This is a genomic window from Caballeronia terrestris (assembly GCF_001544515.1).
GTDB lineage: Bacteria > Pseudomonadota > Gammaproteobacteria > Burkholderiales > Burkholderiaceae > Caballeronia > Caballeronia terrestris.
This window is the reverse complement of record NZ_FCOL02000005.1, coordinates 142,637-164,548: the sequence shown is the minus strand read 5'-3', so window position 1 is coordinate 164,548 and position 21,912 is coordinate 142,637. Positions and strand designations below refer to the sequence as shown.

The 21,912-nt window shown below is 64.9% G+C and carries 13 protein-coding genes; 10 read left to right on the top strand and 3 right to left on the bottom strand.

Features of this window, described 5'->3' with window-relative positions:
* The first annotated feature begins 2 nt into the window (after positions 1 to 2).
* The 5 genes from AWB67_RS06650 (at position 3) to AWB67_RS06630 (ending at position 7,180) form a co-directional block, all read left to right on the top strand.
* A complete protein-coding gene (locus tag AWB67_RS06650) occupies positions 3 to 1,787 on the top strand; it encodes an IlvD/Edd family dehydratase (RefSeq protein ID WP_087655449.1) in 1,785 nt (594 codons plus the stop codon).
* A 193-nt stretch (positions 1,788 to 1,980) separates the two neighbouring features.
* Positions 1,981 to 3,501 (top strand): sugar ABC transporter ATP-binding protein, encoded by a 1,521-nt coding sequence (locus tag AWB67_RS06645; protein WP_087655448.1) that lies wholly within the window; start codon positions 1,981 to 1,983, stop codon positions 3,499 to 3,501.
* Positions 3,498 to 4,535, top strand: coding sequence for an ABC transporter permease (locus AWB67_RS06640; protein WP_087655447.1), 1,038 nt, complete (start codon positions 3,498 to 3,500; stop codon positions 4,533 to 4,535). Before AWB67_RS06645 ends, AWB67_RS06640 begins: the two co-directional genes overlap by 4 nt.
* Before the next feature lie 54 nt (positions 4,536 to 4,589).
* Positions 4,590 to 5,567 carry a substrate-binding domain-containing protein gene (locus AWB67_RS06635; protein WP_200822182.1) on the top strand — a complete coding sequence of 326 codons (978 nt, stop codon included), beginning with the start codon at positions 4,590 to 4,592 and terminating at the stop codon, positions 5,565 to 5,567.
* Between the two features lie 119 nt (positions 5,568 to 5,686).
* Positions 5,687 to 7,180, top strand: a complete 1,494-nt coding sequence (locus AWB67_RS06630; RefSeq protein WP_087655445.1) for a DUF2252 domain-containing protein — start codon at positions 5,687 to 5,689, stop codon at positions 7,178 to 7,180.
* Between the two features lie 61 nt (positions 7,181 to 7,241).
* On the opposite strand, the gene AWB67_RS06625 is transcribed toward AWB67_RS06630, so the two are convergent.
* The gene (locus AWB67_RS06625) at positions 7,242 to 8,882 is read right to left on the bottom strand and encodes a PGAP1-like alpha/beta domain-containing protein (RefSeq protein WP_327365420.1); all 1,641 of its coding nucleotides are present in this window, start codon (positions 8,880 to 8,882) and stop codon (positions 7,242 to 7,244) included.
* Between the two features lie 232 nt (positions 8,883 to 9,114).
* Between AWB67_RS06625 and AWB67_RS06620 the strand changes: the two genes are divergently transcribed.
* Both AWB67_RS06620 and AWB67_RS06615 read left to right on the top strand, forming a co-directional pair.
* Positions 9,115 to 10,329 (top strand): hypothetical protein, encoded by a 1,215-nt coding sequence (locus AWB67_RS06620; RefSeq protein WP_087655443.1) that lies wholly within the window; start codon positions 9,115 to 9,117, stop codon positions 10,327 to 10,329.
* A 189-nt stretch (positions 10,330 to 10,518) separates the two neighbouring features.
* Positions 10,519 to 13,368 (top strand): T6SS phospholipase effector Tle1-like catalytic domain-containing protein, encoded by a 2,850-nt coding sequence (locus AWB67_RS06615; protein ID WP_087655442.1) that lies wholly within the window; start codon positions 10,519 to 10,521, stop codon positions 13,366 to 13,368.
* A gap of 4 nt (positions 13,369 to 13,372) precedes the next feature.
* Here the strand turns inward: AWB67_RS06615 and AWB67_RS06610 are convergent, their stop codons facing one another.
* Entirely contained in the window at positions 13,373 to 16,723 is a 3,351-nt protein-coding gene (locus AWB67_RS06610) for an adenylate/guanylate cyclase domain-containing protein (RefSeq protein WP_087655441.1), read from the bottom strand.
* A gap of 336 nt (positions 16,724 to 17,059) precedes the next feature.
* Between AWB67_RS06610 and AWB67_RS06605 the strand changes: the two genes are divergently transcribed.
* Positions 17,060 to 18,100: a LuxR C-terminal-related transcriptional regulator gene (locus AWB67_RS06605; protein ID WP_087655440.1), complete on the top strand. Its 1,041-nt coding sequence runs from the start codon at positions 17,060 to 17,062 to the stop codon at positions 18,098 to 18,100.
* A gap of 1 nt (position 18,101) precedes the next feature.
* Here AWB67_RS06605 and AWB67_RS06600 read toward each other — a convergent pair whose 3' ends face one another.
* On the bottom strand, positions 18,102 to 18,869 hold the full coding sequence (locus AWB67_RS06600) for a hypothetical protein (RefSeq protein ID WP_087655439.1): 768 nt from the start codon (positions 18,867 to 18,869) through the stop codon (positions 18,102 to 18,104).
* A gap of 610 nt (positions 18,870 to 19,479) precedes the next feature.
* On the opposite strand from AWB67_RS06600, the gene AWB67_RS06595 reads away from it, so the two are divergent.
* Together AWB67_RS06595 and AWB67_RS06590 are read left to right on the top strand one after the other, a co-directional pair.
* Complete coding sequence (locus tag AWB67_RS06595) at positions 19,480 to 20,277, top strand: N-acetylmuramidase family protein (protein WP_087655516.1); 798 nt, start codon at positions 19,480 to 19,482, stop codon at positions 20,275 to 20,277.
* 52 nt (positions 20,278 to 20,329) lie between these two features.
* A complete protein-coding gene (locus AWB67_RS06590; protein WP_087655438.1) occupies positions 20,330 to 21,874 on the top strand; it encodes a hypothetical protein in 1,545 nt (514 codons plus the stop codon).
* Positions 21,875 to 21,912 lie beyond the last annotated feature (38 nt).

Sequence of the window (21,912 nt, the reverse complement as noted above, 5' to 3'; positions counted from 1 at the left end):
CCATGTCCCAACCCCACGTACGGCGCCTGCGCAGCCAGGAATGGTTCGACGATCCCTCACACGCCGACATGACCGCGCTCTACGTCGAGCGCTTCATGAACTACGGCCTGACGCGCGAAGAGCTGCAGTCGGGCCGTCCCATCATCGGCATTGCGCAGACGGGCAGCGACCTCGCGCCCTGCAACCGGCATCACATTGAACTCGCCGCGCGCACTAAGGCCGGCATCCGCGACGCAGGCGGCATTCCGATGGAGTTTCCGGTTCATCCGCTCGCCGAGCAGAGCCGCCGGCCTACCGCCGCGCTCGATCGCAATCTCGCCTATCTGGGCCTCGTTGAAATCCTGCATGGCTTTCCGCTCGATGGCGTCGTGCTCACCACCGGCTGCGACAAGACCACGCCCGCCTGCCTGATGGCGGCGGCCACCGTTGATCTTCCGGCGATCGTCCTGTCCGGCGGCCCGATGCTCGACGGCTGGCACCAGGGCAAGCGGGTTGGCTCCGGCACGGTCATCTGGCACGCGCGCAATCTGCTGGCGACGGGCGAGATCGACTACGAAGGCTTCATGGAGTTGACGACCGCCTCGTCGCCGTCGATCGGCCATTGCAACACGATGGGCACCGCGCTTTCGATGAACAGCCTCGCCGAAGCGCTCGGCATGTCGCTGCCGGGCTGCGCGAGCATTCCGGCCGCCTATCGCGAACGCGGCCAGATGGCGTACATCACGGGCAAGCGGATCGTCGATCTCGTGCGCGAGGACGTGCGTCCCTCGCACATCCTGACGAAGGAGGCGTTCGAGAACGCGATCGTCGTGGCGTCCGCGCTGGGCGCGTCGACCAACTGCCCGCCGCATTTGATCGCTATCGCGCGGCACATCGGCGTCGAACTGAGTCTTGACGACTGGCAGCGCGTGGGTGAGCAGGTGCCGCTGATCGTGAACTGCATGCCAGCGGGCGAGTATCTCGGCGAGAGCTTTCATCGCGCGGGCGGCGTGCCCGCCGTGTTGCGCGAGCTCGTGCAGGCGGGGCTCGTGCATCGCGAATGCAAGACCGTGTCGGGCAGCACCATCGGCGAGATCGCGGCCGCGGCGCCCGCGCCGGACCGCGAAGTCATCAAGACGGCCGACGAGCCGCTCAAGCACGGCGCGGGCTTCATCGTGCTGTCGGGCAATTTCTTCGACAGCGCCATCATGAAGATGTCGGTCGTGGGCGATGCGTTCCGCCAGACCTATCTGAGCGAGCCGGGCGCGGAGAACACGTTCGAGGCGCGCGCGATAGTCTTCGACGGCCCCGAGGATTACCACGCGCGCATCAACGACCCTGCGCTCGAGATCGACCTGCACTGCATTCTCGTGATTCGCGGCGCGGGTACGGTGGGCTATCCGGGCAGCGCGGAGGTGGTCAACATGGCGCCGCCGGCGTCGCTCGTGAAGCAAGGCATCACGTCTTTGCCGACACTCGGCGATGGCCGGCAGAGCGGCACGTCCGCGAGTCCGTCGATCCTCAACATGTCGCCCGAGGCGGCGGTCGGCGGCGGGCTGTCGCTGCTGCGCACGAACGACCGCATTCGCGTCGACCTGAACGCGCGCAGCGTGAACGTGGTGGTCGAAGACGAAGAGCTCGAGAGGCGCCGCAAGACCGTCACGTTCGATATTCCGCGTTCGCAGACGCCGTGGCAGGAGCTGTATCGGCAGACGGTGGGCCAGCTTTCCACGGGCGGATGTCTCGAACCCGCGACGCTCTACCTCAAAGTGATCGCGGAGCGCGGCAATCCTCGTCACTCGCACTGAAATGAAATCGTAAGAAAAAGCAGGTTTTTGGCGCGGACGAAGGCAGTGTCAGCATATGAGACCCGAGGTGAGCGCTTGCGCAAGCGCTTGCCTGTGCCTAAGCTCTAGTCGCGGCGGAGAGGAGAAGACGAAACTTCATCGCTCAAGGAGGAGACATGGTTGCGGACATAAGGCGGGCTTCGTCCGTTGCCCGATGACGGCGCCGCTCCTGAACTTGCGCGGCATTCAGAAGCGTTTCGGCGGCGTACACGCGCTGAGAGGCGTCGACTTCGATCTAGCGGCGGGCGAGGTGCACGTCCTGCTCGGAGAAAACGGCGCGGGTAAATCGACGCTGATGGGCGTGTTGTCGGGCGCGGTCCTGCCGGACGCCGGATCCATCACGCTCGACGGCCATCCCGTGAGTTTCGCAAGCCCGCGCGAAGCCCACGCCGCAGGCATCGTGATGATCCCGCAGGAGCTCGACCTCGTGCCGGGCCTCGACATCGCGGGCAATCTTTTTCTCGGCAACGAGATCACCAGGAACGGCGTGCTGGCCGCCACCGAAATGCGGCGCCGCGCGCAGGACCTCTTGGCCCGCGCGGGCGTATCGCTCGATGCGAGTCTCTCGGTCGCAAGCCTGCGCATGGGCGAGCGACAGCTCGTCGCGATCGCCAAGGCGCTGTCGGCCAAGGCGCGCATCCTGATCATGGATGAACCGACCGCCGCGCTCTCGGCCGTCGAGGCGGATCATCTTTTCACCGTCGTGAAGGAGCTTTCCGGACGCGGCGTGGGGATCGTCTACATCTCTCACCGGCTCGAAGAAGTCACGCGCATCGCGCATCGCGTAACCGTGATGCGCGACGGCGCCGTCGTCGGCACCACGGCTCCGGATGCACCGCAGGCCACGCTCGTGCAACTGCTCGTCGGGCGTCCGTTTTCCGACCTTTTTCCATCTCGCGCCGAGAAGATCGGCGCGCCGATCCTGCGGCTCGAACACGCCGCCTTCGATCCGGACATCGTGCGCACCGGCTGGCAAGCGCCGCGCGACGTGTCGCTGACGGTGCACGAAGGCGAGATCGTCGGGCTTGCCGGACTGATGGGCGTCGGCCGCACGGAACTGCTCTCGACGTTGTACGGCTTCGGCACGAGCGGACGCTGGCGCGGCTTGGTCGAAGTGCGCGGCGCGCCGACGGTCCTGGGCGACATCCCGGCGGCGCGGCGCGCGGGAATCGCCTACGTCACCGACGACCGGCGCGGCACCGGCCTCATTCTCAATCACACGGTCGGACAGAACGTCCTCATGTCGACGTTGAAGCGCGTCACGCCGTTCGGCCTCGTGTCGCGCGCACTCGAAAAGCGGCACGTCGCGCGCGCACTGGACGACTACGACGTGCGTCCGCGGCTTCCCGGCGCCAAGGTGGTGAACCTGTCGGGCGGCAACCAGCAGAAGGTCGTCTTCGCAAAGGAACTCATGAACGCCCCTGGCCTCCTGCTACTCGACGAACCGACGCGCGGCGTGGACGTCGGCGCCAAGGCGGAAATCTACCGGCGCCTGCGCGGCCTCGCGAACGATGGCCTGGGCGTGCTCGTCGCGTCATCCGAACTGCCCGAGTTGATCGGCCTGTGCGACCGGATCGTCGTGATGCACGCGGGATGCACGATCCATGACTTCGGCCCGAATCCGAGCGAGGAAGCCGTGCGGCGCATCAGCGAAGGCGAGGGGATCGCCGCATGAACACAACACCGACATCCACCGCCAAGACCGCCGAGCGTCCGCGTCCCAGCCTGCTCGCCTGGCTGGTGCGTTTTCAGAGCCTGCTCGGGCTCATTCTCGTGGTCGTGGCGGGCATCGTCTTTTCGCCGCGCCGGCACGGACATATCCTCTTTCTCGGCGCCGACAACGTCGCCAACATCATCCGCTCGATCTCCGAGACCGGCATCCTCGCGCTCGGCATGACCTTCGTCATCATCGCGGCCGGTATCGATCTGTCGGTCGGCGCCGTGCTCGGCCTCTGTTCCGTGCTGACCGCGACGCTGCTGGTCAACGAAGGGTGGGGGCTCTGGAGCACGTTGTCGCTCGTCATCGCGACCGGCGTGATCTTCGGCGCGATCCAGGGTTTGATCTCGGCACGTCTGCGCATTCAGGCCTTCATCGTCACGCTGGCGGGGCTTCAGGCCGCGCGCGGGCTGTCGCTGATCGCATCGAACAACGCGTTCATCAACATCAACTACGGCACCGGGCCCGGCAGCGCGCCGCCCGCGTTCGGCATGCTCGGCGAGCGGATCGGCGGCGTCTTTCCGGTTGCGACGCTTGTCTTCGTCGTGCTCGCGGTTGCGGCTGCGTTTCTGCTCAACAACACGCGTTATGGACGCTACGTCGTCGCCGTCGGCGGAAACGAGAAGGCGGCGCGCCTGTCCGGCATCCCGGTCAACGCGATCAAGATCTCGGTCTATGCGCTGACGGGCTTCGCTTCCGCGATCGCGGGCATCGTCCACGCGGGGCAGTTCTCGTTCGGCAGCCCCAACGACGGCACCGGCTACGAGCTAAACGCGATCGCCGCGGTCGTGATTGGCGGCACGGACCTGTTCGGCGGCGCGGGTTCGATGGTGGGCACGATTGCGGGCGCGGTCATGCTCGGCGCGCTCGCCAACATCCTGCAACTGAACGACGTCAGCGCCGCGATGCAGTTGCTCGCGACCGGCGCGATCATCGTGATCGCCGCGGCCTTGCAGACCTACGTCGTCGGACGCGGCGGCGCGAAGCGGTGAACCCTCGCGCGACTTTTAGCGCGGCGCATGCAAAAACGAAAAGGAGACAGACACATGAAAAACCTTCCAAAAGCGACCGTGCTCGTCGCGGGCGTCGCGCTCGCGTCCGGTGCGTGGGCGGCGGGCGGCAAGCCGCTCGCGAAAGAGTGCGGGCCGAACAACGACTATGTGATCGGCTTCAGCCAGGCGAACTTCAAGGAACCGTACCGCGAGCACGTCAATCACGAGCTCGAACGCCTCGTGAAGAACTATCCGAAGTTCAAGCTCGTCATCGCCGATGGTCAGGCGAGCGTGAACACGCAGGTCTCACAGGTCGAGAACTTCATGACGCAGCGCGTCGACCTCTTGATGATCTCGCCGTTCGAGGCGGCGCCGCTCACGCCGGCCGTGTCGGCGGTCTACAAGGCGGGCGTCCCGGTGATCGAACTCGACCGCAAGACGACCGGCGAAAACTACACGGCCTTCGTCGGCGGCGACAACCGGGCTATCGCGAAGGAAGCGGGCGAATGGGCCGCGAAGACGCTGCTTCCGGACGGGGGCGAGGCCGCGGTGCTCGAAGGGCTGCCGAGTTCGTCCCCGGCTATCGAACGGCTCGAAGGGTTCAAGGCGGGCATCGCCAGCAATCCGAAGATCAAGCTCGTCGCGGTGCAGCCGGTCAACTGGATGGAGGACCAGGCCGTCACGGTATTCTCCGCGATGCTGCAGGCGCATCCGGACATCAAGCTCGTCTATACGAGTAACGATCTCGCCGCGGCGGGCGCGTACATAGCGGCCAAGCAGGCGGGCAAACTGGGACAGGTGAAGATCATCGGCACGGACGGGCTGCCGGGGCCGTCCGGCGGTATTCGCGCGGTCGCGGACGGTCAGTGGGCCGCGACGTTCACCTATCCGACGGGCGCGGCTCAGGCGCTCGAACTCGCGAAGAAAATCCTGATCGACTGCGCGACCGAAGTACCGCGCAGCGTCATCGTGCCGACCCAGCGCATCGACCAGGCCAACGCGAAAGCGCTCTATGGCAAGGAGAAGTTCTAGGCGGGCTCATTTCAAGCTCGGACCGCCGGATGGTGCAACCGGTGGCAGAATGATTGCCTTGGCCGGCGTGATCGTATTCCATCGATACGCCTCAGGCGGCCCCGACAAAGCGAGCGGAAATGAACAAAGCACCCACCAGCTTGCCGCTGGCGCAGAGCACAACGGCACCCCTCGCACCCACGGGCCACGTCGTCCTCGCCGACGCCGACAGCGACAGTTACCGAACGCTACGCCGCCGGCCGATGTCGCGCGCCGAGCGTTTCGAACTTGGCCGGAGCCTGCGCGATCGCGTTCCCCGCAGTGCGCTCGGCGACTGGAAAGCGCCGGCGAACCGGCCGGACCCGGTCAAGCTCATCCGTCATTCGCACGAGGGCAGGCTCGACTGGCTGATTCCGGTGCGAGTGGGCCGCATGGTCGCGTCCCCTTACGGGTTCCTGCGCGGCACGGCGATCGTCATGGCCGAGGACGTCGCCGCCTTGCCCGCGACCGGCATCACCCCGGTGATCTGCGGCGACGCCCACCTGGGCAATTTCGGCTTCTACGCGTCGCCCGAACGCGACCTCGTGATCGACCTGAACGACTTCGACGAGTCCCATCCGGGCGCGTGGGAGTGGGACCTGCGGCGGCTCGTCGCCAGCATCTGGGTGGCGGGCCGGCACACGGGTGCGACCGAAGCCCAGTGCCACGACTCGGTCGCATCGTGCGTTGCCGCGTATCGCGCGGAAGTACGTTTTCTTGCGAACGAGCCGCTGCTGTCGCGCTCGTATCAGCGGATCGACGTCGACCGGCTTCACGAGACCGCGACCGACACCGCGTTGCGCGGCGAGATCGCCCGCGCGGCGAAACGCGCGCGGTCGCGGACGAGCGATCGTGCGTTGCCGCGCTTCACGACCGAGCGTGACGGCCGGCGTTGCATCGTGGACGAACCGCCATTGATCACGCGCGTGCGGGAAGCGGAGGCGGAACGCATCGCCGTGGCGCTCGACGAGTATCTCGCCACGCTGGCGCCGCATTGGCGCCGCGCGCTCGGCGGCTACACGCTGGTCGATATCGCCCATAAGGTGGTCGGCGTGGGCAGCGTCGGCTTGCGTGCCTACGTCGCGCTACTCGAAGGCAGCAGCCCGGACGATGTCGTCTTTCTCCAGTTGAAGCAGGCGCGGCGCTCCGTGCTCGCGCGCTTCGTTCACGGCGACTCGGCGTGGCACGCTCATCAGGGGCAGCGTGTCGTCGAGTATCAGCAGGCGTTGCAGACAGTCAGCGATCCGTTGCTCGGGTGGACGACCATCGACGGATTGCAGTACTACGTCCGGCAGTTTCGCAACATGAAGGGCACGATTCCGCTCGACGCGCTGGACGCAACGGCACTGACCGATTACGCCGGCATCGTTGGCCACTTGCTCGCGAAGGGGCATGCGCGCACGAGCGGTGCATCGATGATCGCGGGCTACGCGGGATCGTCGGACAAGCTCGACAAGTCGCTGTGCCGCTTCGCCCATGCATACGCCGATCAGACCGAAGCCGATCACGAGGCCTTGGTGAAGGCGGTGGCGCGTGGGATTCTGCCGGTCGAACAGGTGGCGCAGGGGACGGGGAAGAGCGCGTTTCGGCCTTAGTTCGAGGGATGGCGGCTCGTAGCACCGCAGTCGATACCGAAACGCGCGACACGGACTGACCTCACGCCCAAGGACTCACGACAAGCCTCAACTGTCCACTGATGCCCGGCCGATTATTGTTCGCGAACTTCATGGCCAACTCATCCGTTGCCGATGCGCTCGTGAATTGCATTGTCTTCGTCAGTGGCTTGTCTGGCGCACTCGCCCACCAGTACTTCACCTCCCAGCCGGTCGCTGGCGCCTTAGGCGGTGTGACTTCGAGGAACGCGGTATCGCGATAAAGGTCCGCGCCTTCGAAATGCCCGTTCGGCCAGAAGACGCGGTCGATCTCGTAGTCCGGAACCTTTACCGCGAGCATCATGGCGTATGCGAGGGTCTGATTTTCCCGGTCGACGCTGGCGCGCTTGGACAGAAATACGGATGAAAGATAGATCTTGCGTCGATCCGGGCCGCCCCTGATGAGTTCCTCGTGGGTACGGCAGGCAGGCGAATCCTCGATCGCGGTACGACGGGTCAGGAACCAGCGCTTCCCACGCGGCGCTGCCCTCAATTCGACCTGGTAGAGCGCCTCGACCTTCGCTCTGTTTTCGAGTTCTGCAGGCAAGGAGACGTTGTCCACATCCAGCCAGATATCGACGCGAACGTCACCGAAGAGAAACCGCACCAGATTCTGATAAGCCTCCTCGGAATTCACGATCCCAAAAGCGCCCGAGTGCGAGCGGAACGCATATGCCGTCGCCGCAGGCGTGGTGATCTGGCCGTTGTCATACCCGCAAACCGATGCGTTGGCGATCTTCACGAGACCGTCGCTCCCGTGGCCGACAAACGCGCGAGCAAGCCCTTGTCCCGCCTCGTAGTCACTGCGATTCGTTCCGACCATGCAGAAGATGCGGTCTATCGGCAAGGCGTCGTTCGGAACGAGATCGACTCGATCGTACTGGTTTTTTATAGAGGCCATGTCCAGAAACGAGGCCATCTCGGTTCGGTTGAACGTGTCGATTTCGTTCTTCGTCAGCCAGCGAGGCACGTTCACGTCCAGCATTTCGATGCCGTTATGCGGCGTCGCGAAGGTGAAGAACTTGCTGACCGATTTGCGTGCCTCTTCATCGCCAAGCTCCTTGTTTTGAAGGAACGCGCGAGCCACGAGTCCGCCCATCGAATGAGCGACGAGATAGCATTTGAAATTTTTCTTTTCTATGCCTTCGCGCTTGCATACCAATTCCCGCACAGCGAGAATCAGCTCGCTCAAACCTTTCGCGTATTCGCTGATTTCCCGCGGCTTGCCATCGCCGAAATACTTGGAGCCATCGTCGTAGTAGCGGTAAATCACGATCGACGCATTGGGTATGCCTACACTCGGCTTGCCTTCAGCGTCCGCCGGCGGCTCCCAGCCTGGATCGACGATGTCCGCACCGTTCTGGTAGACGTGTTGATACTGAAACTCAGTGACCAACCGTACGAGAGGCGATTCGAATACGAACTTGGCGGCCTTCGCCTCCTTGTTCGTCACCGCGCGATACACGGTCGAACCTACGTTGAATCCGCAGAACGGGTCGGCGGCAGTCTCGTTGCGCTCGCCTTCGGTCATGGCATAGCCGCGAACGTAAATGATCGGTACACGATTGGACATGGGTCCTCCCGGTGAACGGTATCTGAGTGAACCTGCAGAGCGTGGCGTCGGCATCGTCTTTCGCAGCGACAAGCCTCACGCCCGTCATAAACGCGCAAGCGAAGCCATTTTTGAAAGCGGATTGCAAATATTCGCGTGGGTCGGCTGGAATTCAAACCGCTTCTGCTCGATCGTTCTTCGATCCAGGGAGCCGCGCGGCGGCTCGTCCACGGCGCAACAGTCCGCGTACGCAGGGTTGAAGCAAAGGCTTCTCCGCGTGGCGCGAAGGGCGTCGTCAATTGACCTCGACCGTGTCGGAGACATCATGTACAAGCACAGTGCGACCTTGCTGGCCGCTGCCAGCCTCACATTAGGGGCATGCGTGGACATGCCCAGCGTTTCTCATCAGACGCTGGGCAACGCCGACACGCTCGCCACGAAGGCGGATTCGCGGCTCGTCTATTCCCGGACAGTCGTGACCGACCGGCAGTCCGGCAAGATCCGGCCGTCTGACGTCGTGTGCGCCGAACCCAGCCCTGATGTTGCGAAGGCCTTCTCGACCGCTTTCGGCGCATCCGCCGAGGCCGAAGCCAACGCGCTGCCGGCGCTGTCCGAAGCAGGCGACATCAAGGGTTCGCTGGCGTTGTCCCGCTCGCGCAGCGAAGCAATCGCTCAACTCGGCAAGCGGCTCGGAACGATCCAGTTGCTGCGCAACGGACTATTCAGCGCATGCGAGGCGTATGCCAACGGCGCGATCTCTCCGATGAGCTATGCGTTCCTGCTCAGCCGATTCGGCGATGTGATGGTGACGTTGCTCGCGGTCGAGCTCGTCGGCGGGGACGGCGTTGCGCCGGATCAGACGAGCACGACCGCCTCGTCCGACAGCCGCCCGGCCGACAAAGCTGCCGACAAAGTGTCCGATGCAGGCGCAGCACCGGCGGATCCGGCGTCGGCTCCTGCTCTTGCTCTTGCTCCTGCGGTGAACAAGAACATGGTCCTCGCCACCGTGAAAGTGGCGAAGCAGGTGACAGCCGTCAGCAAGGCCGGCTCGGCGCAATCCACGGATGCCAAGCCGAACGATACGGCTGCCAATGCGAAGGACGCCGCCGCAGCGGTACACGCGGAAACCTCCGGGACTTCGACGCCCGGACAGGCGACGCGAGGCACGCTCAGTGATGCCCAGTCATCGGATATCGTCAAATTGCAGCAAGCATTCCTGCGCGGAAGCGAGGCGGGTCCGCTCGTCCTCGCTTGTTCAGTCGCGCTCGAGCGCGGCGTAGACCGTGACTCGACAGCGAGCGCCAACTCAGGCGCGCTTCCTGGACCGTCGACGGAACTGTCATCCGTGTGCGGGAAGTTTCTCGAGAGGTACGGGAACATGGTCATCGATACGGTGACCGCGGAGAGGCTTGCTGCGGCGCAACTGAGCGTAAAGGAGCATGTGTCGTCCGCTCAACCTCAGACGCAGTTCCAGCCCGCTGACCAGCAACGTCCCGCGGCACCAGCGACGGGTGCTCCACGACGCGTCGCCGTGAATTGAGCGACAGCGAATAGTACGAGTGGACGGCGTGGCACTTCTAATCTTTGGCTGGAGACCGGAAGCCGGTTATCCCATAGTGAAAATAGCAGGGGATAACTGGCCTGGTCTGCGCGCACGGCACGCAGCGACGCGCCGAAGACATCGAATGTTGCTTGAGACGCCTGACTTCAAGTTTCCGGGGAGCCCCCGATGCCAAAGAATATCGTGCTGCTTTCGGACGGTACCGGAAACAGTTCCGCCAAGGCGGAAAAGACCAACGTATGGCGCATGTTCGAAGCGCTCGATCAGACGGGCAACGATCAGATCGCGTTCTACGACGACGGCGTCGGCACCTCGACCAACAAGTATCTCGCACTGGCCGGCGGTGCCTTGGGCTGGGGCCTCAAGCGCAACGTCATCGACATCTACAAGTTCGTTTGCCGCAACTACGAAGCGGGCGACCAGATCAGCGGCTTCGGCTTCAGCCGGGGTGCCTTTACAATCCGCGTGCTCATCGGCCTGATCGACGCGGAAGGGCTCGTCATTGCCTCGTCCGAGGAGGACCTGGATCGCAACGCGCGAAGAGCTTATCGTCACTACCGGTCCGAACGGTTTCCGTCGAAGAGTCCGATCGTCAAGGTCTTGCGCGGCTTGCGCGATGGCATCTTGCGGGCGACGGATTTCGTGAGCCGGCGTGTCCCCTACGCGCAAGTCGAGAAACAACGCGAGATCCCGATACGGTTCCTCGGACTCTGGGATACGGTTTCCGCGTACGGCGTGCCAATCCTGCCGTTGAAGCGCGCGATCAGCGCAACGATCTGGCCGATGATGTTCGGCGACCTCAAGTTGTCGCGGCGTGTGGAGCGGGCGTGCCACGCGCTGTCGCTCGACGACGAACGATCGACCTTTCATCCGCTGCTGTGGGATGAAACGGACGAGCCGCAAGTCGAAGAAGGCGAGGGAGTCGAACACCGGGATGAAACCGCAAAGCCACCGGGCGCTGCGCACGAGAAGATCAAGCCCGGCCGCATTACGCAAGTATGGTTCCCCGGCGTGCATTGCAATGTCGGCGGAGGTTACCCGGAGGACCGCTTGTCGCTCGTTTCGCTCCACTGGATCATGAGCGAGGCGATCGCCGTCGGCATTCGTCTCTTGCCATCGGCGGTGGCGCTCGTCGTCGCGGCGCAGTCGCCCTTTGCGCGCATCTACGACTCACGCAAAGGGATGGCGGGAGGCTATCCGTACCTGCCGAGACTTGCGTTGGGCTGTATTGCTGCAGGCGGGAAACCTTACTGGCCGATCATGCACTGGAGCGTGCCGCTGCGCATCGCGTTCGGCAGCGATAGGTATGCGCCCGTCGCGGTGCGCCAGAGCTTTCAGGTGTTGGACCCGAGCGGTTTTCTCGTCCCCGCTCCCGAGCACGCGCAGGTGCAGGCGCCGCCCTTGTTGCGCCCAAAAAATGCAGCGGCGCCGCTCGACGGCATGGACCCCAATGCGCTGCATGCGAGCCATCTGATGCTGGACGAGGCGCTCGGCGCGCTGCAGACGCGCAGCAACGACGCGATGGCTCTCGCCTGGGACACGGTATTCTGGCGGCGGATCGCCTACCTGGTCACACTGTCGTTGTCGATCCTGCTGGTGCTGTTTCCCCAGCTTGCCGGCGCGATTGAATGGATCGAAAAGCTGTTTCCGGCGGCGATCGTCGAGTCCGACGCAGCGCATCTGGAAAGCGACTTGCTCAACACGGTGCTGACGGCGATCAAGGGGGTCCTGCCTTCGTGGAGTTCTTCGTGGACCGACGCGTTCGGTGCACATTCGAGCGTTTTCGCGATACTGCTCGTGGCCTGGCTGTGCTCGCTTCAGTTCGGCACCACCCTCAGGAAGCGCGTGCACGACCGCGCTTATCTTTCCTGGCACGCAAACCGTTGTCGCGACTACCTGGAGTGGCGTCGGCGATCCGAGGAAGGCAGCCGCAACATGACGCTGCTCGTGGCGCTCGTGTTCGCGCTTCCGGCGGCCATCGCGTGGTGGAACCTGGGCGCGCGGCAGTTGACGACATGGGAACTGACGGGCGCCGCCGCCGTGCTGTCCTGGCTGGTGCTTTGGCGAGTCTCGCGCGTGAGACGTCTCGCTCGGGTCTGGCGCGAGGTCACGCGCCCCGATGCGACGCCCGCGGCGCTACAGCGCGCCATGCAGGGCGGTTTCGCGTTGAGTCTCGCGCGCAGGCTTCGCGAGAGCGACGCGTTCCGGGCCATGTGCCGCTTCACGGCGTTCAAGGTCTTGCCGGGCATCTGTCTTCTCGTCATTTTGGGGGGCGGCGTCGCCGTCCTGAATCGGGCGGTATTGGACGGCATGAGCGCGGTCGGCAAGGTGTGCCAGGCCGACGGCGCAGTCACGCAGCCATTTCATACGTCGGACCTGTGCTGGAATTCGGGCATCGAGCTAGAGCGAGGAGCACGTTATGAGATCACGCTCATGACCGAGGGCGACTGGCTCGACCGGACGGAGCGCACGGATGTTGGCGGATTCGGAACGGATTCCGTTGCGCATTTCTTCGCAGCAGGGCTGAAGCGCTGGTGGTTCGAAGACTGGTTCAAGCCGATCGCGCGCATCGGCGTGAAGGGCCACGACGAATATGTGCTCGAACCGTGGGCGCCGCTAGAGCTTCACCACTACGCGAACGACCGTCGCACGCTTGCGTCCTCTCCGAAGGATACGAAGCCGAAGCGGTGCAAGGTCACCGGCGGTCATTTCGATCCGTTGCAGCCGGAGGAAGCGACCTGTCTCGTGGCCGGCGACGAAACGCCTGCCGATCGCAGGGTGCTCGTCGCGCAGATCACGGCGCAGACGGCGGGGCCGCTCTTTCTGTACGTCAATGATGCGGCGATGCCGCTCTTCAACGAGATGGGGCTCTTCTACCCCAACAATCATGGCTGCGCGCAGGTGACGGTTCAACAGGTCGTCGACGAGCGCAATCGCCTGTGGGTCGGACAATCCACGGCATGCAGCAAGTCGATGTCGACGAACGCAGTCATATCAGGCAGCCATGCCGCGCGATGAAACATCAGCCGTCACGCCCCGATGCGCACATCGCGAGGAGATGGCGTGCTTCGATCATCTGCGCGCAGTCGTGTCCTTCGGTGAATCCTTCGATCACCGGTTCGAGGCACGCCCTGGCTTCGTCGCGACGTCCTTCGGCGCGCAGCATGGCGGCGATCGCGATGCTGGCACGCAGTTCGAGCAACCGCAGGTTCTGCGAGCGCGCCTCGCCGGCCGCGATGCGCAGCCGCTCGATGGCCGTGCCCGGCGCGGCACGCGGGTCGACGCTCTCCACCACGCCTTCGGCATAGGCGAGATCGACGAGGCCGGTCTGCTGGCCCGTGCCCAGGCAATCGGCGCGGGCGGCTGCGATGCTTTGCCGTGCTTCGTCGTAACGTCCGAGGTGCGCGAGTGCCTGCGCGCGCCACGCGTGAACGTACCCGAGGTCGTTGTGCCCGCCATTGCTCGCGAGATGCGCGATCGCCTCGTCGAGCCGCGCCTGCGCGCTCGCGTACTGTCCTTCACGCGCCGCTGCGACGCCCTCGTAGACCATCGCCCACCCCTTCCAGAAGGGCAGGCGCTGGGTGTCGCACAAGTCGATGCAGCGGCGGCACAGCTCGCGGGCCACGCCGATATCGCCGACCTCGACGAACGGGCGCGCCGCGACGCTCAACGCCTGCGACAGCACGAACGGGTGCGCGAGCGCGTCCGCGTGATCGATGGCCATGCGCGCGAGCCGGCGCGCCTCGTCGAACCGTCCCGCCGACAGGTGGCAATAGCTCAGCCAGCAGCAGGCGGTCACCTTGGCGTCGTTGAGGCGCCCGTAGCCCGTGTAGCGCGCGACTTCGTAGGTGTCGTTGACGTACTGGAGCAACGCGACGCAGCGTGCGAACTGTGCCTGCTGATACAGGGTCGGACCGACAGCCGCGTACGCCACGATCTTGCTGTCGGTGTCCTCGGTGCGTGAGGCGAGCTCGATCAGGCGTTCGGTCGTCGCGAGGGACTTGCGGGAGTCCGCGGCGGCATAGGCGAAGTTGTTGATGCCGACCAGCGCGAGCACCAGCAGCCGCTCCTGCGTCACGCCTTCCAGGACCATTTCGGCGCGCGCCCACAGCGTAGCGACCTCGGGGCACGCGTAGCCCTTGAGCGCCCAATGACACGCGGCGCCCGTCACCAGCAACGCGACCTCACAATCGGCCCGTCGCGCCGGGCCGACCTGGCCGACGAGCGCCAGTCCCGAGTCGACGTGCAGGAGCGCCTCCTGGTGCCGGTTGCGCGCAATCGCGGCCCGCGCCGCCACGTTCCATTGCTGCACTGCACGATCCACCATCCCTGCACACGTCAGATGGTGCGCCAGCAGTTCGGGACTCGCCTTGGCGCGATCGCTGAATTCCTCGGCGAGCGCACGCGCGATGCGCGCGTGGATACGCACGCGCTGGCTCTTCAACAGACTGTCGTACGCGACGTCCCCGACCAGTGCATGCTTGAACCGGTAAAAAGCATCGTCGCCCGAGCCGCGCCGGAAAATCAGACCGCTCGCTTCGAGCGATAGAAGCGCCTCGGCGAGCCGCTCGGCATCGACCGGGGCGATCGCGGCGAGCAACGCATGATCGAATTCGCGCCCGATGCAGGCGCCGATCTGCGCGACCGCCTTTACCGGCGCGAGGTGATCGAGGCGTGCCATCAGCGAGTCGTGCAGCGTGAAGGGAATCGCGAGCGGCGCGACGGGCCCATTCGTTTCCCAGTGATCGCCCGCGTCGCGGAGAAAACCGGCTTCGAGCACGGTTTGCGTCAGTTCTTCGACGAAGAGCGGCACGCCATCCGCACGCTCCAGTATCTGCTCCAGTACGTCGCGCGGAATCGGCTTGACGGCGGTCAGCTCCTCGGCGATTTGCGCAGCCTGACGCCTCGCGAGGCGGTTCAGATGCAGCAGCGTGACGTTGCCGTGCGCCGTCCATGCCGGGGTGAATTCAGGGCGGCAAGTGATCAGCACCAGAATGGGCCAGTGACGAATGCGTTCGATGAATCGCGCCATGGTCTCGAGCGTATCGGCGTCGGCCCATTGGGCGTCCTCGAAGATCATCAGAAGCGGTTGTCCGCGAGAGAGCCTGAGCGGTTGCTCGACCAGTGCGTCGATCGTGACCTCACGCAGCCTCTGCGGCGAGTCCATGCGTGGCGGATAACGGCTTGTCGGCAGCGACAGCAAGGCGGCAAACAGCGGCGCGACGTTGTCGATCTCGCTTGCCTCCAGTTGCAGGGCGGCCTCCAGCTTGTCGAGCCGGGTTTCGGGCGTGTCCTGACGCTGAAAGTCACACGTTTCGGACAGGTGTCCAATGATCGGATGAAACGACGAGCCGGTCTGAAACGGCGAGCATTGGTAGAGCAAAGTCAGATGCGGCTCGCCGGTCAGGCGTTCGCGCAGCACGTGCGCGATGCGGCTCTTGCCGATGCCCGGTTCGCCCGCGAGCAGCACGGCCTGCCCTTCCGATTCGCGCGCGGTATGCCAGCGTGAGACGAGCAGGTCGACTTCATGTTCCCGGCCGACGAACGGCATGCTGCGATCCGGGCGGATCGCGCTGAAACGGCTTTCCCGGTACGCGAGGCCCGCCACGCGGGCGACACGCACCGGGGCGCCGATGCCCTTGAACGCATGTTCGCCGAAATCTTCGAGTTCGAACGTGGAGCCGAGGAGGCGCCGCGTGCTGGGTGCGATCATGATCTGATCGGGACCGGCGAGCGCGCACAGCCTTGCTGCCAGATTCGGCGTCGCACCCACGGCGGTGTCGCATGCGGAAGGGTCTTCGCCTTCGACATCGCCGACCACCACTGCACCGGTCGCCACGCCGATGTGCACGCTCAGTGGCGCGGCGGCGGGCAGGCGGCCGACCTCCGCGATGATGTCAAGCGCGGCGCGCACCGCACGTTCGGCGGCATCTTCTCGCGCGCGCGGAAAGCCGAAGTAGATGACGAGACCGTCGCCGAGATACTGCGCCACGTGGCCTTCATAGCGTGCGACGACGCGGCCGCACGCGTCCTGATAGGAGCGCATGACCTCGCGCAGCTCTTCGGCGTCCATGGCCTGGGCGAGTTCGGTCGAGCCGGCGAGATCGCAAAAAAGCACGGTGAGCTGGCGGCGCTCGCCGGGCGGGCGGCCGGCTTTGGCTGGCGGGGGCGGTGGCGCGGGTCTCGCCGTAACAGCCTTGGGGCTTGCGAGCGCATCCAGCAGACGCCGCCTGTGGCCGAGCAGAACGCCGAGTTCAGTGAGGTCGCGTTCGGTCAGGAGCGGGAGCGAGTCCATATCGACGCCGTTGGCCTGGAACACTTCCGCGTAGCGCTCAAGGCCGAGTCCGGCGAGCCAGGTCGAAAGCGAATCCATGACGCGACTCCTCTGTGCGATATGCGCGGATGTTGCTGCCAGCCCGTTCCGACTCTAACCACTTAATTGGTGCCGAGTCAACGTCGGGACAAAGGCGAGCAGGACTCCCTGCTGCGGCCGCACCATCAGAGATGCTTTAGTGTGTTCGATTGTTGTGGATTCCGGTGCTTTCGCTTAAGGCAGTCCCAGCGAAAATGTGGCGCAGGGGCGCAACACAGGTATAGGATTGACCTCGATGACAAAGGCGCGGCCGGCTCCGTGCGGCCGTGCGCAAACCCGGCGCGATCCTGCCTGCATCCGCACGAGCAGGCGCGCCGTTCGTTCGCAAGGACGGGCATGGTCATATTGCTCTCCGGACCGCCGGGACTCTTTCGGGAAGGCGTCGCCGGGCTACTGGGCCGCTTCGGTGAAGGCGTCGAGGTGTGCGAGGTGAACAGCCTGGCGGCACACGCGTCGCAAGGGCGCGCGCCTGACTGCGTCGTGATGGACGGCGACGATCTGAGCCGCGACAGCAATGAGCTCGAAGCCGCCCGCACTCACGCTCGCGCGGCGCCGGTCGTCGTGTTGCTGAGCCACGCAGGCCGGGCGGAGGTGGGCGCGCTCATTGCAGCGGGCGTGTCGGGATGCATCGAGAAGTCGGCTTCGTCCGGGATGCTGTTCGACGCCTTGCGACGCGCGCTCGCGGGCAGCGTCTTCTTGCCTGAATCGTTGCGCGCGGATCGCACAGATCAGCGGTGCGAATTGCCCGCCGAGCCCGGCGCTGGTGCACGGTTGTCCGGCACGTCCGCGCCCATGCCGAACCTGCGTTTGACACCCCGGCAGATCGACGTGCTGGCGCTGCTCGCACGCGGTCGTTCGAACAAGGTGATCGCGCGTGAGCTCGAGATGGCCGAAGCTACCGTGAAGACGCATCTCTCCGCCATCTACAAGGTTCTGAACGTGACGAGCCGCGGGGAGGCGAGTGCGGTGGCGGCGCGCCTCGAAAGCATCCGCGATGCGCAGGTCGGTAATGCGGTCCTGGGGCGGATCTCGATGGAGCATCTGCTCGCGGATGTGGACAGTCAGCACTTTCGCCCGGGCGAAGTGCTGTTTCGCAAGGGCGACCCGAGCGGAGAGCTGTTCTATCTGGTCCGGGGCACCGTGCTGCTCAGCGATATCGGCATCGTGCTGAATGCGGGCGCCGTGCTGGGCGAGATCGGGCTCTTCACGCCCGAGCGCCGCCGCACCGCGACGGCCGTCTGCAAAACCGACTGCGAGATGCGCATCGTCGGCGCCGCGGATGCGGTCCGCCTTTACTACCAGGACCCCGAATTCGCGATCTACCTGATCCAGCTTCTCGCGAGCCGCCTGCAGGCCGATAGCTCCCGGCGCGGCTGATTCAAGCACCCACTTCCAGCGCCAGCAGATTGAGCGCGATCAGGATCGCGTCGCGGTTTTCGAACGTGAGCGCAATGCCGAGTGTCGTCGCGAGCCAGCCGCCGATTTTCGTGGTGCCGAAGCCGGCGGGCGTCTCCGTCTTTTTCTTGGTGACGCCGAGCTTGCGCGCTCGATAGTGATACGACGGAATCTCGTGCTCGCTCGCGACACTCCTCAACCCGCCTTTGCATCCACGGTTCGCGCCGAGCGTGGCGGACAGGATGACCCGGTCGGTGACGTCGAGCGAACCGACGAAGAGACGCGCCGATGCGCGCACGCTGGCCTCGGTGAGACCATGCTCCGCCAGCGCCGAGGCGATTGGATCGGCGAGGGAGCGCGCATGGGCGTCGATCCTGGCGGCCATGTCGTCAACTTCGAGCGACACGTTGCGCTGCACGCTCGCGCTGCGCAGGCAGTCGATGAGATAACGCCGGAAATAGGCGCACAGCGCGTAGACCGTCGAAGGCGCGCTTTCGGCGCAGGCGTGCGACACGGCACGGTCCGCATCGAGACGCAGCACGCGCGAGAAGATGAACTGCGCGATGAGTTCCTCCTTGCCCTCGGGCAGCGCGCGCAACTCCGACGGATGGTAGCTGCGCAGCGCGAGACGCACGAGCTGATAGATCTGCGCCATCTCGGCTTGCGTGAGACTCGCGCGCCGATGCCAGAGATCGAGTAGCGTCGCGGCGTCGAGCACGAGGCTCGCGCCGGGGTGCTTCAACGCTTCCATGATGAACTCCGCAACGCACGCGATACGCGATGACCGTTAGTGAGGGCGCGCTTTGCTGCGAACCCGATCGCGTCATTGGCGGACGCAGACGAGCCCGTGTTTGCAGCGGATGCTTCGGCAAGCTCGATCTTCTTCCCGACACTGGCGAACGATGTCATGACGCCCCCTCTTTCCAATGAACCATCCACGTACGGAAATGACGCCGCGCATGCGGCGGAAGCGGCGCGCACGCGGTGCGCGGCCGTTTCATGCGTTCAAAGGTAGGAGGAACAGGGGCGCCGCGAAATCGGCCGAACCGGCTACATCGAAAGTCGTAGATGCGCCCGGTTGGCGGGCTTTCGGATGGGCGGAGACAGGCACGGTGGCCTTCACATAAGAAACGATGAGCAGGTAGCGAATTTGCAATCTGCACATCGTATTCGCGTGCAGCCTGCCCACCCGACGCGCGCGCTTTCAAACGCGAATCGAGCGTTCGTCTTTCCGAAGCAGATCGCGACGACTTGCATCGACCAGGATAACGAACCGTCAGCGCGGCATGTATCCCCAACGCATCCCGCCATGGCGCGGCGACTGCCTGGAACATCGAACGATCGATACCGAGGTGACCACGATGACTATCCCATTCAACGGCAACGCTGCGCCACTGGACGAAGACGGTGTCGGTAACGCGCTGGATACGTTGGGCATCAACGCCCCCGAACTGTGGGCCGTGCTCGCGGTCGAGACGCGCGCGTGCGGCTATCTTGCGGACGGACGGCCCGCGATCCTCTTCGAGCGTCACAAGTTCCACGCCGAAACGAAAGGCAAATTCGACGCGAGTCATCCCGACATCAGCGCTCCCACCGCGGGTGGCTACGGGGCAGGCGGGGCTCACCAGTACGATCGCCTCGCGGAAGCCGCGGCGCTCGACGAGACAGCGGCGTTGAGGTCCGCGTCGTGGGGGCTCGGACAGGTGATGGGCTTCAATTTTTCGACGGCGGGTTATTCGAGCGTGCAGGACATGGTATCGGCGATGACCCGCTCGGAAAGCGACCAGTTGCAGGCCACCGCCCGGCTGATGGTCGGCAACGGCTGGCAGAAGCCGTTGCGTCAGCACGACTGGGCCACCTTCGCCAGAAACTACAACGGACCCGACTTCCGCGCCAACAACTATGACGTGCGGCTTTCGGGCGCCTTCAGCAAGTTCGTCTCTGGCGGCACACCGGACCTCACGTTGCGGGCGGCGCAGGTCTATCTCACCTACCTCGGACTGGAGCCTGGCGCCATCGACGGCGTGATGGGCCGTTTCACCCGCTCCGCGCTCAACGCATTCGAGACTCAGAAGCAGTTGCCTCTGACCGACGGCGTCGATGTGAATCTGTTGGGCGTGCTCCGGCAGGCGGCGCAGGACAAGCGCGCCCGTCTGTGAGCACGGACGGCGCTGCCGGTCGAGCCGTACCGGCGACGAGAAGGAGACCATCATGATCGAGACATCTGAACCGAACGACCCTGGCGACCCGCAGCAACTGTCGGCCGAACTCGACCGCTGCGCGAACCTCATCGCCCATGCGGCACACATGGGCATACCGGTCCGCGACGCGGATATGGCCGCAGTGCGTGCCGCTCGCGAAGCGCTCGAACTGGGCGCCGCAAGCAGGCTGACCCGCGACGCGTTCTATGCCGCGATGCACCGCATCGCGTGCGACGCGCAATACCCGGACCCGCGCATCGCCGAAGACCTGAACCGTTGCGGTGATCTCGTCTCCTACGCGGCGCAGGCGGGCAAGCCGATCTGCGAAAGCGACATTGCATGCCTTTCGGTTGCGCGCGCGGCGCAGCACGATGTTGCCTGGGACGCGATGACCGAGGCGCTCTTCTATGGGGGGATGAGCCGCATCGCGCGCGTCGTCTCGCCGATCATCGCCGAGACGGCGGGCGCAGAAGCGCGCAAGGGCGCACGCCAGGCGATCAAGCTCTACACCTGGGCCTCGTTCGGGCTGGCGTTTCTCGTGGTGTCCCTGTCCTGCCTGCTGTTCGTCGTCGATCAGATATCCACCGATGTGTCGAAGGTCGTCGAACAGAACGACGCCATGGCGCTGTCGATGCATAACCTCTTGCAGGCGCATCGCGCGAACATCATCGCGGCGAAGGAGAAGGGCGAAGACGCCGTGCAGCAACTGCAAAACTCGCAGCCGGCCTTGCAGATCAAGCAGTCGCTGCAGCAGTTCGCAACCAACAACCGCCAGCTCTATGCCGACGTGAAGCGCACCGAGGCGATTCGCCAGTTTTTCTTCATCGGCGAGGCGGATAGCCCCTACAAGCCCAAATGCGCGTCGAGCCGAGTGCTTGCGGACAAGCGCGACAGCGAGCTGAACGTGAGCCTGGGAAGGCCAATGGGCGCGGCAGGCAAGGCGGACCCGACGGTCAACTGGAACTGCGACGCCGATAACCGCCGACGCGCGCTCGAAGTCGACCTGCCGCTGCTCGGGACCGGGTCGTGGAAGGAGTCCGCCGGCTCGCGATCGGAACGAACGTGGCGACCGGAGGATGCGGTCGAGCAGGGCTTCCAGAAGATAGCCGTCTATCAGGATATCCGCGCGATGGCGACGAACGATCGTGACGTCATCCTCGCCTTCGTCGGCGCCATCACGAGCTTCCTGCTGCCCGTGCTTTACGCATGGCTCGGCGCGTGTGCCGCGATCCTGCGGCAACTGAGCGCGGATACGTCGGCGAGCCTGTTTCATCCGGAGCATTCGACGGTCGCCAACCGCGCGCACATCACAACGGCCGTGATCGTCGGCATCTCGATCGGCCTGTTCAGCAAGCTGCTGCACGAAGGCGTCGAGTTCTCGCCGCTCGCGGTTGCCTTCGTCGCGGGCTACGCGTCGGACAAGTTCTTCGCATTCATCGACCGGCTCGTGAGCGCTATCTTCCCGGCGCGCGTGCCTGGTCGTACGGAGGCGGCGGCGCCCCTCGCGCCAAAGAAGCCGCAGCCACGCGCGGATACGGCGAGGGCCGCGCAATGAACGACGTTGATTTCTTCGATGACGCCAACGTCGCTGTT

Excerpts from the sequence above, each read along its gene's own strand:
- AWB67_RS06640 (WP_087655447.1), top strand. The coding sequence starts at position 3,498 with ATGAACACAACACCGACATCCACCGCCAAGACCGCCGAGCGTCCGCGT.
- AWB67_RS06650 (WP_087655449.1), top strand. The coding sequence starts at position 3 with ATGTCCCAACCCCACGTACGGCGCCTGCGCAGCCAGGAATGGTTCGAC.
- AWB67_RS06620 (WP_087655443.1), top strand. The coding sequence starts at position 9,115 with ATGTACAAGCACAGTGCGACCTTGCTGGCCGCTGCCAGCCTCACATTA.
- AWB67_RS06635 (WP_200822182.1), top strand. The coding sequence starts at position 4,590 with ATGAAAAACCTTCCAAAAGCGACCGTGCTCGTCGCGGGCGTCGCGCTC.
- AWB67_RS06630 (WP_087655445.1), top strand. The coding sequence starts at position 5,687 with ATGAACAAAGCACCCACCAGCTTGCCGCTGGCGCAGAGCACAACGGCA.
- AWB67_RS06610 (WP_087655441.1), bottom strand. The coding sequence starts at position 16,723 with ATGGATTCGCTTTCGACCTGGCTCGCCGGACTCGGCCTTGAGCGCTAC.
- AWB67_RS06600 (WP_087655439.1), bottom strand. The coding sequence starts at position 18,869 with ATGGAAGCGTTGAAGCACCCCGGCGCGAGCCTCGTGCTCGACGCCGCG.
- AWB67_RS06645 (WP_087655448.1), top strand. The coding sequence starts at position 1,981 with ATGACGGCGCCGCTCCTGAACTTGCGCGGCATTCAGAAGCGTTTCGGC.
- AWB67_RS06605 (WP_087655440.1), top strand. The coding sequence starts at position 17,060 with ATGGTCATATTGCTCTCCGGACCGCCGGGACTCTTTCGGGAAGGCGTC.
- AWB67_RS06595 (WP_087655516.1), top strand. The coding sequence starts at position 19,480 with ATGACTATCCCATTCAACGGCAACGCTGCGCCACTGGACGAAGACGGT.
- AWB67_RS06615 (WP_087655442.1), top strand. The coding sequence starts at position 10,519 with ATGCCAAAGAATATCGTGCTGCTTTCGGACGGTACCGGAAACAGTTCC.
- AWB67_RS06590 (WP_087655438.1), top strand. The coding sequence starts at position 20,330 with ATGATCGAGACATCTGAACCGAACGACCCTGGCGACCCGCAGCAACTG.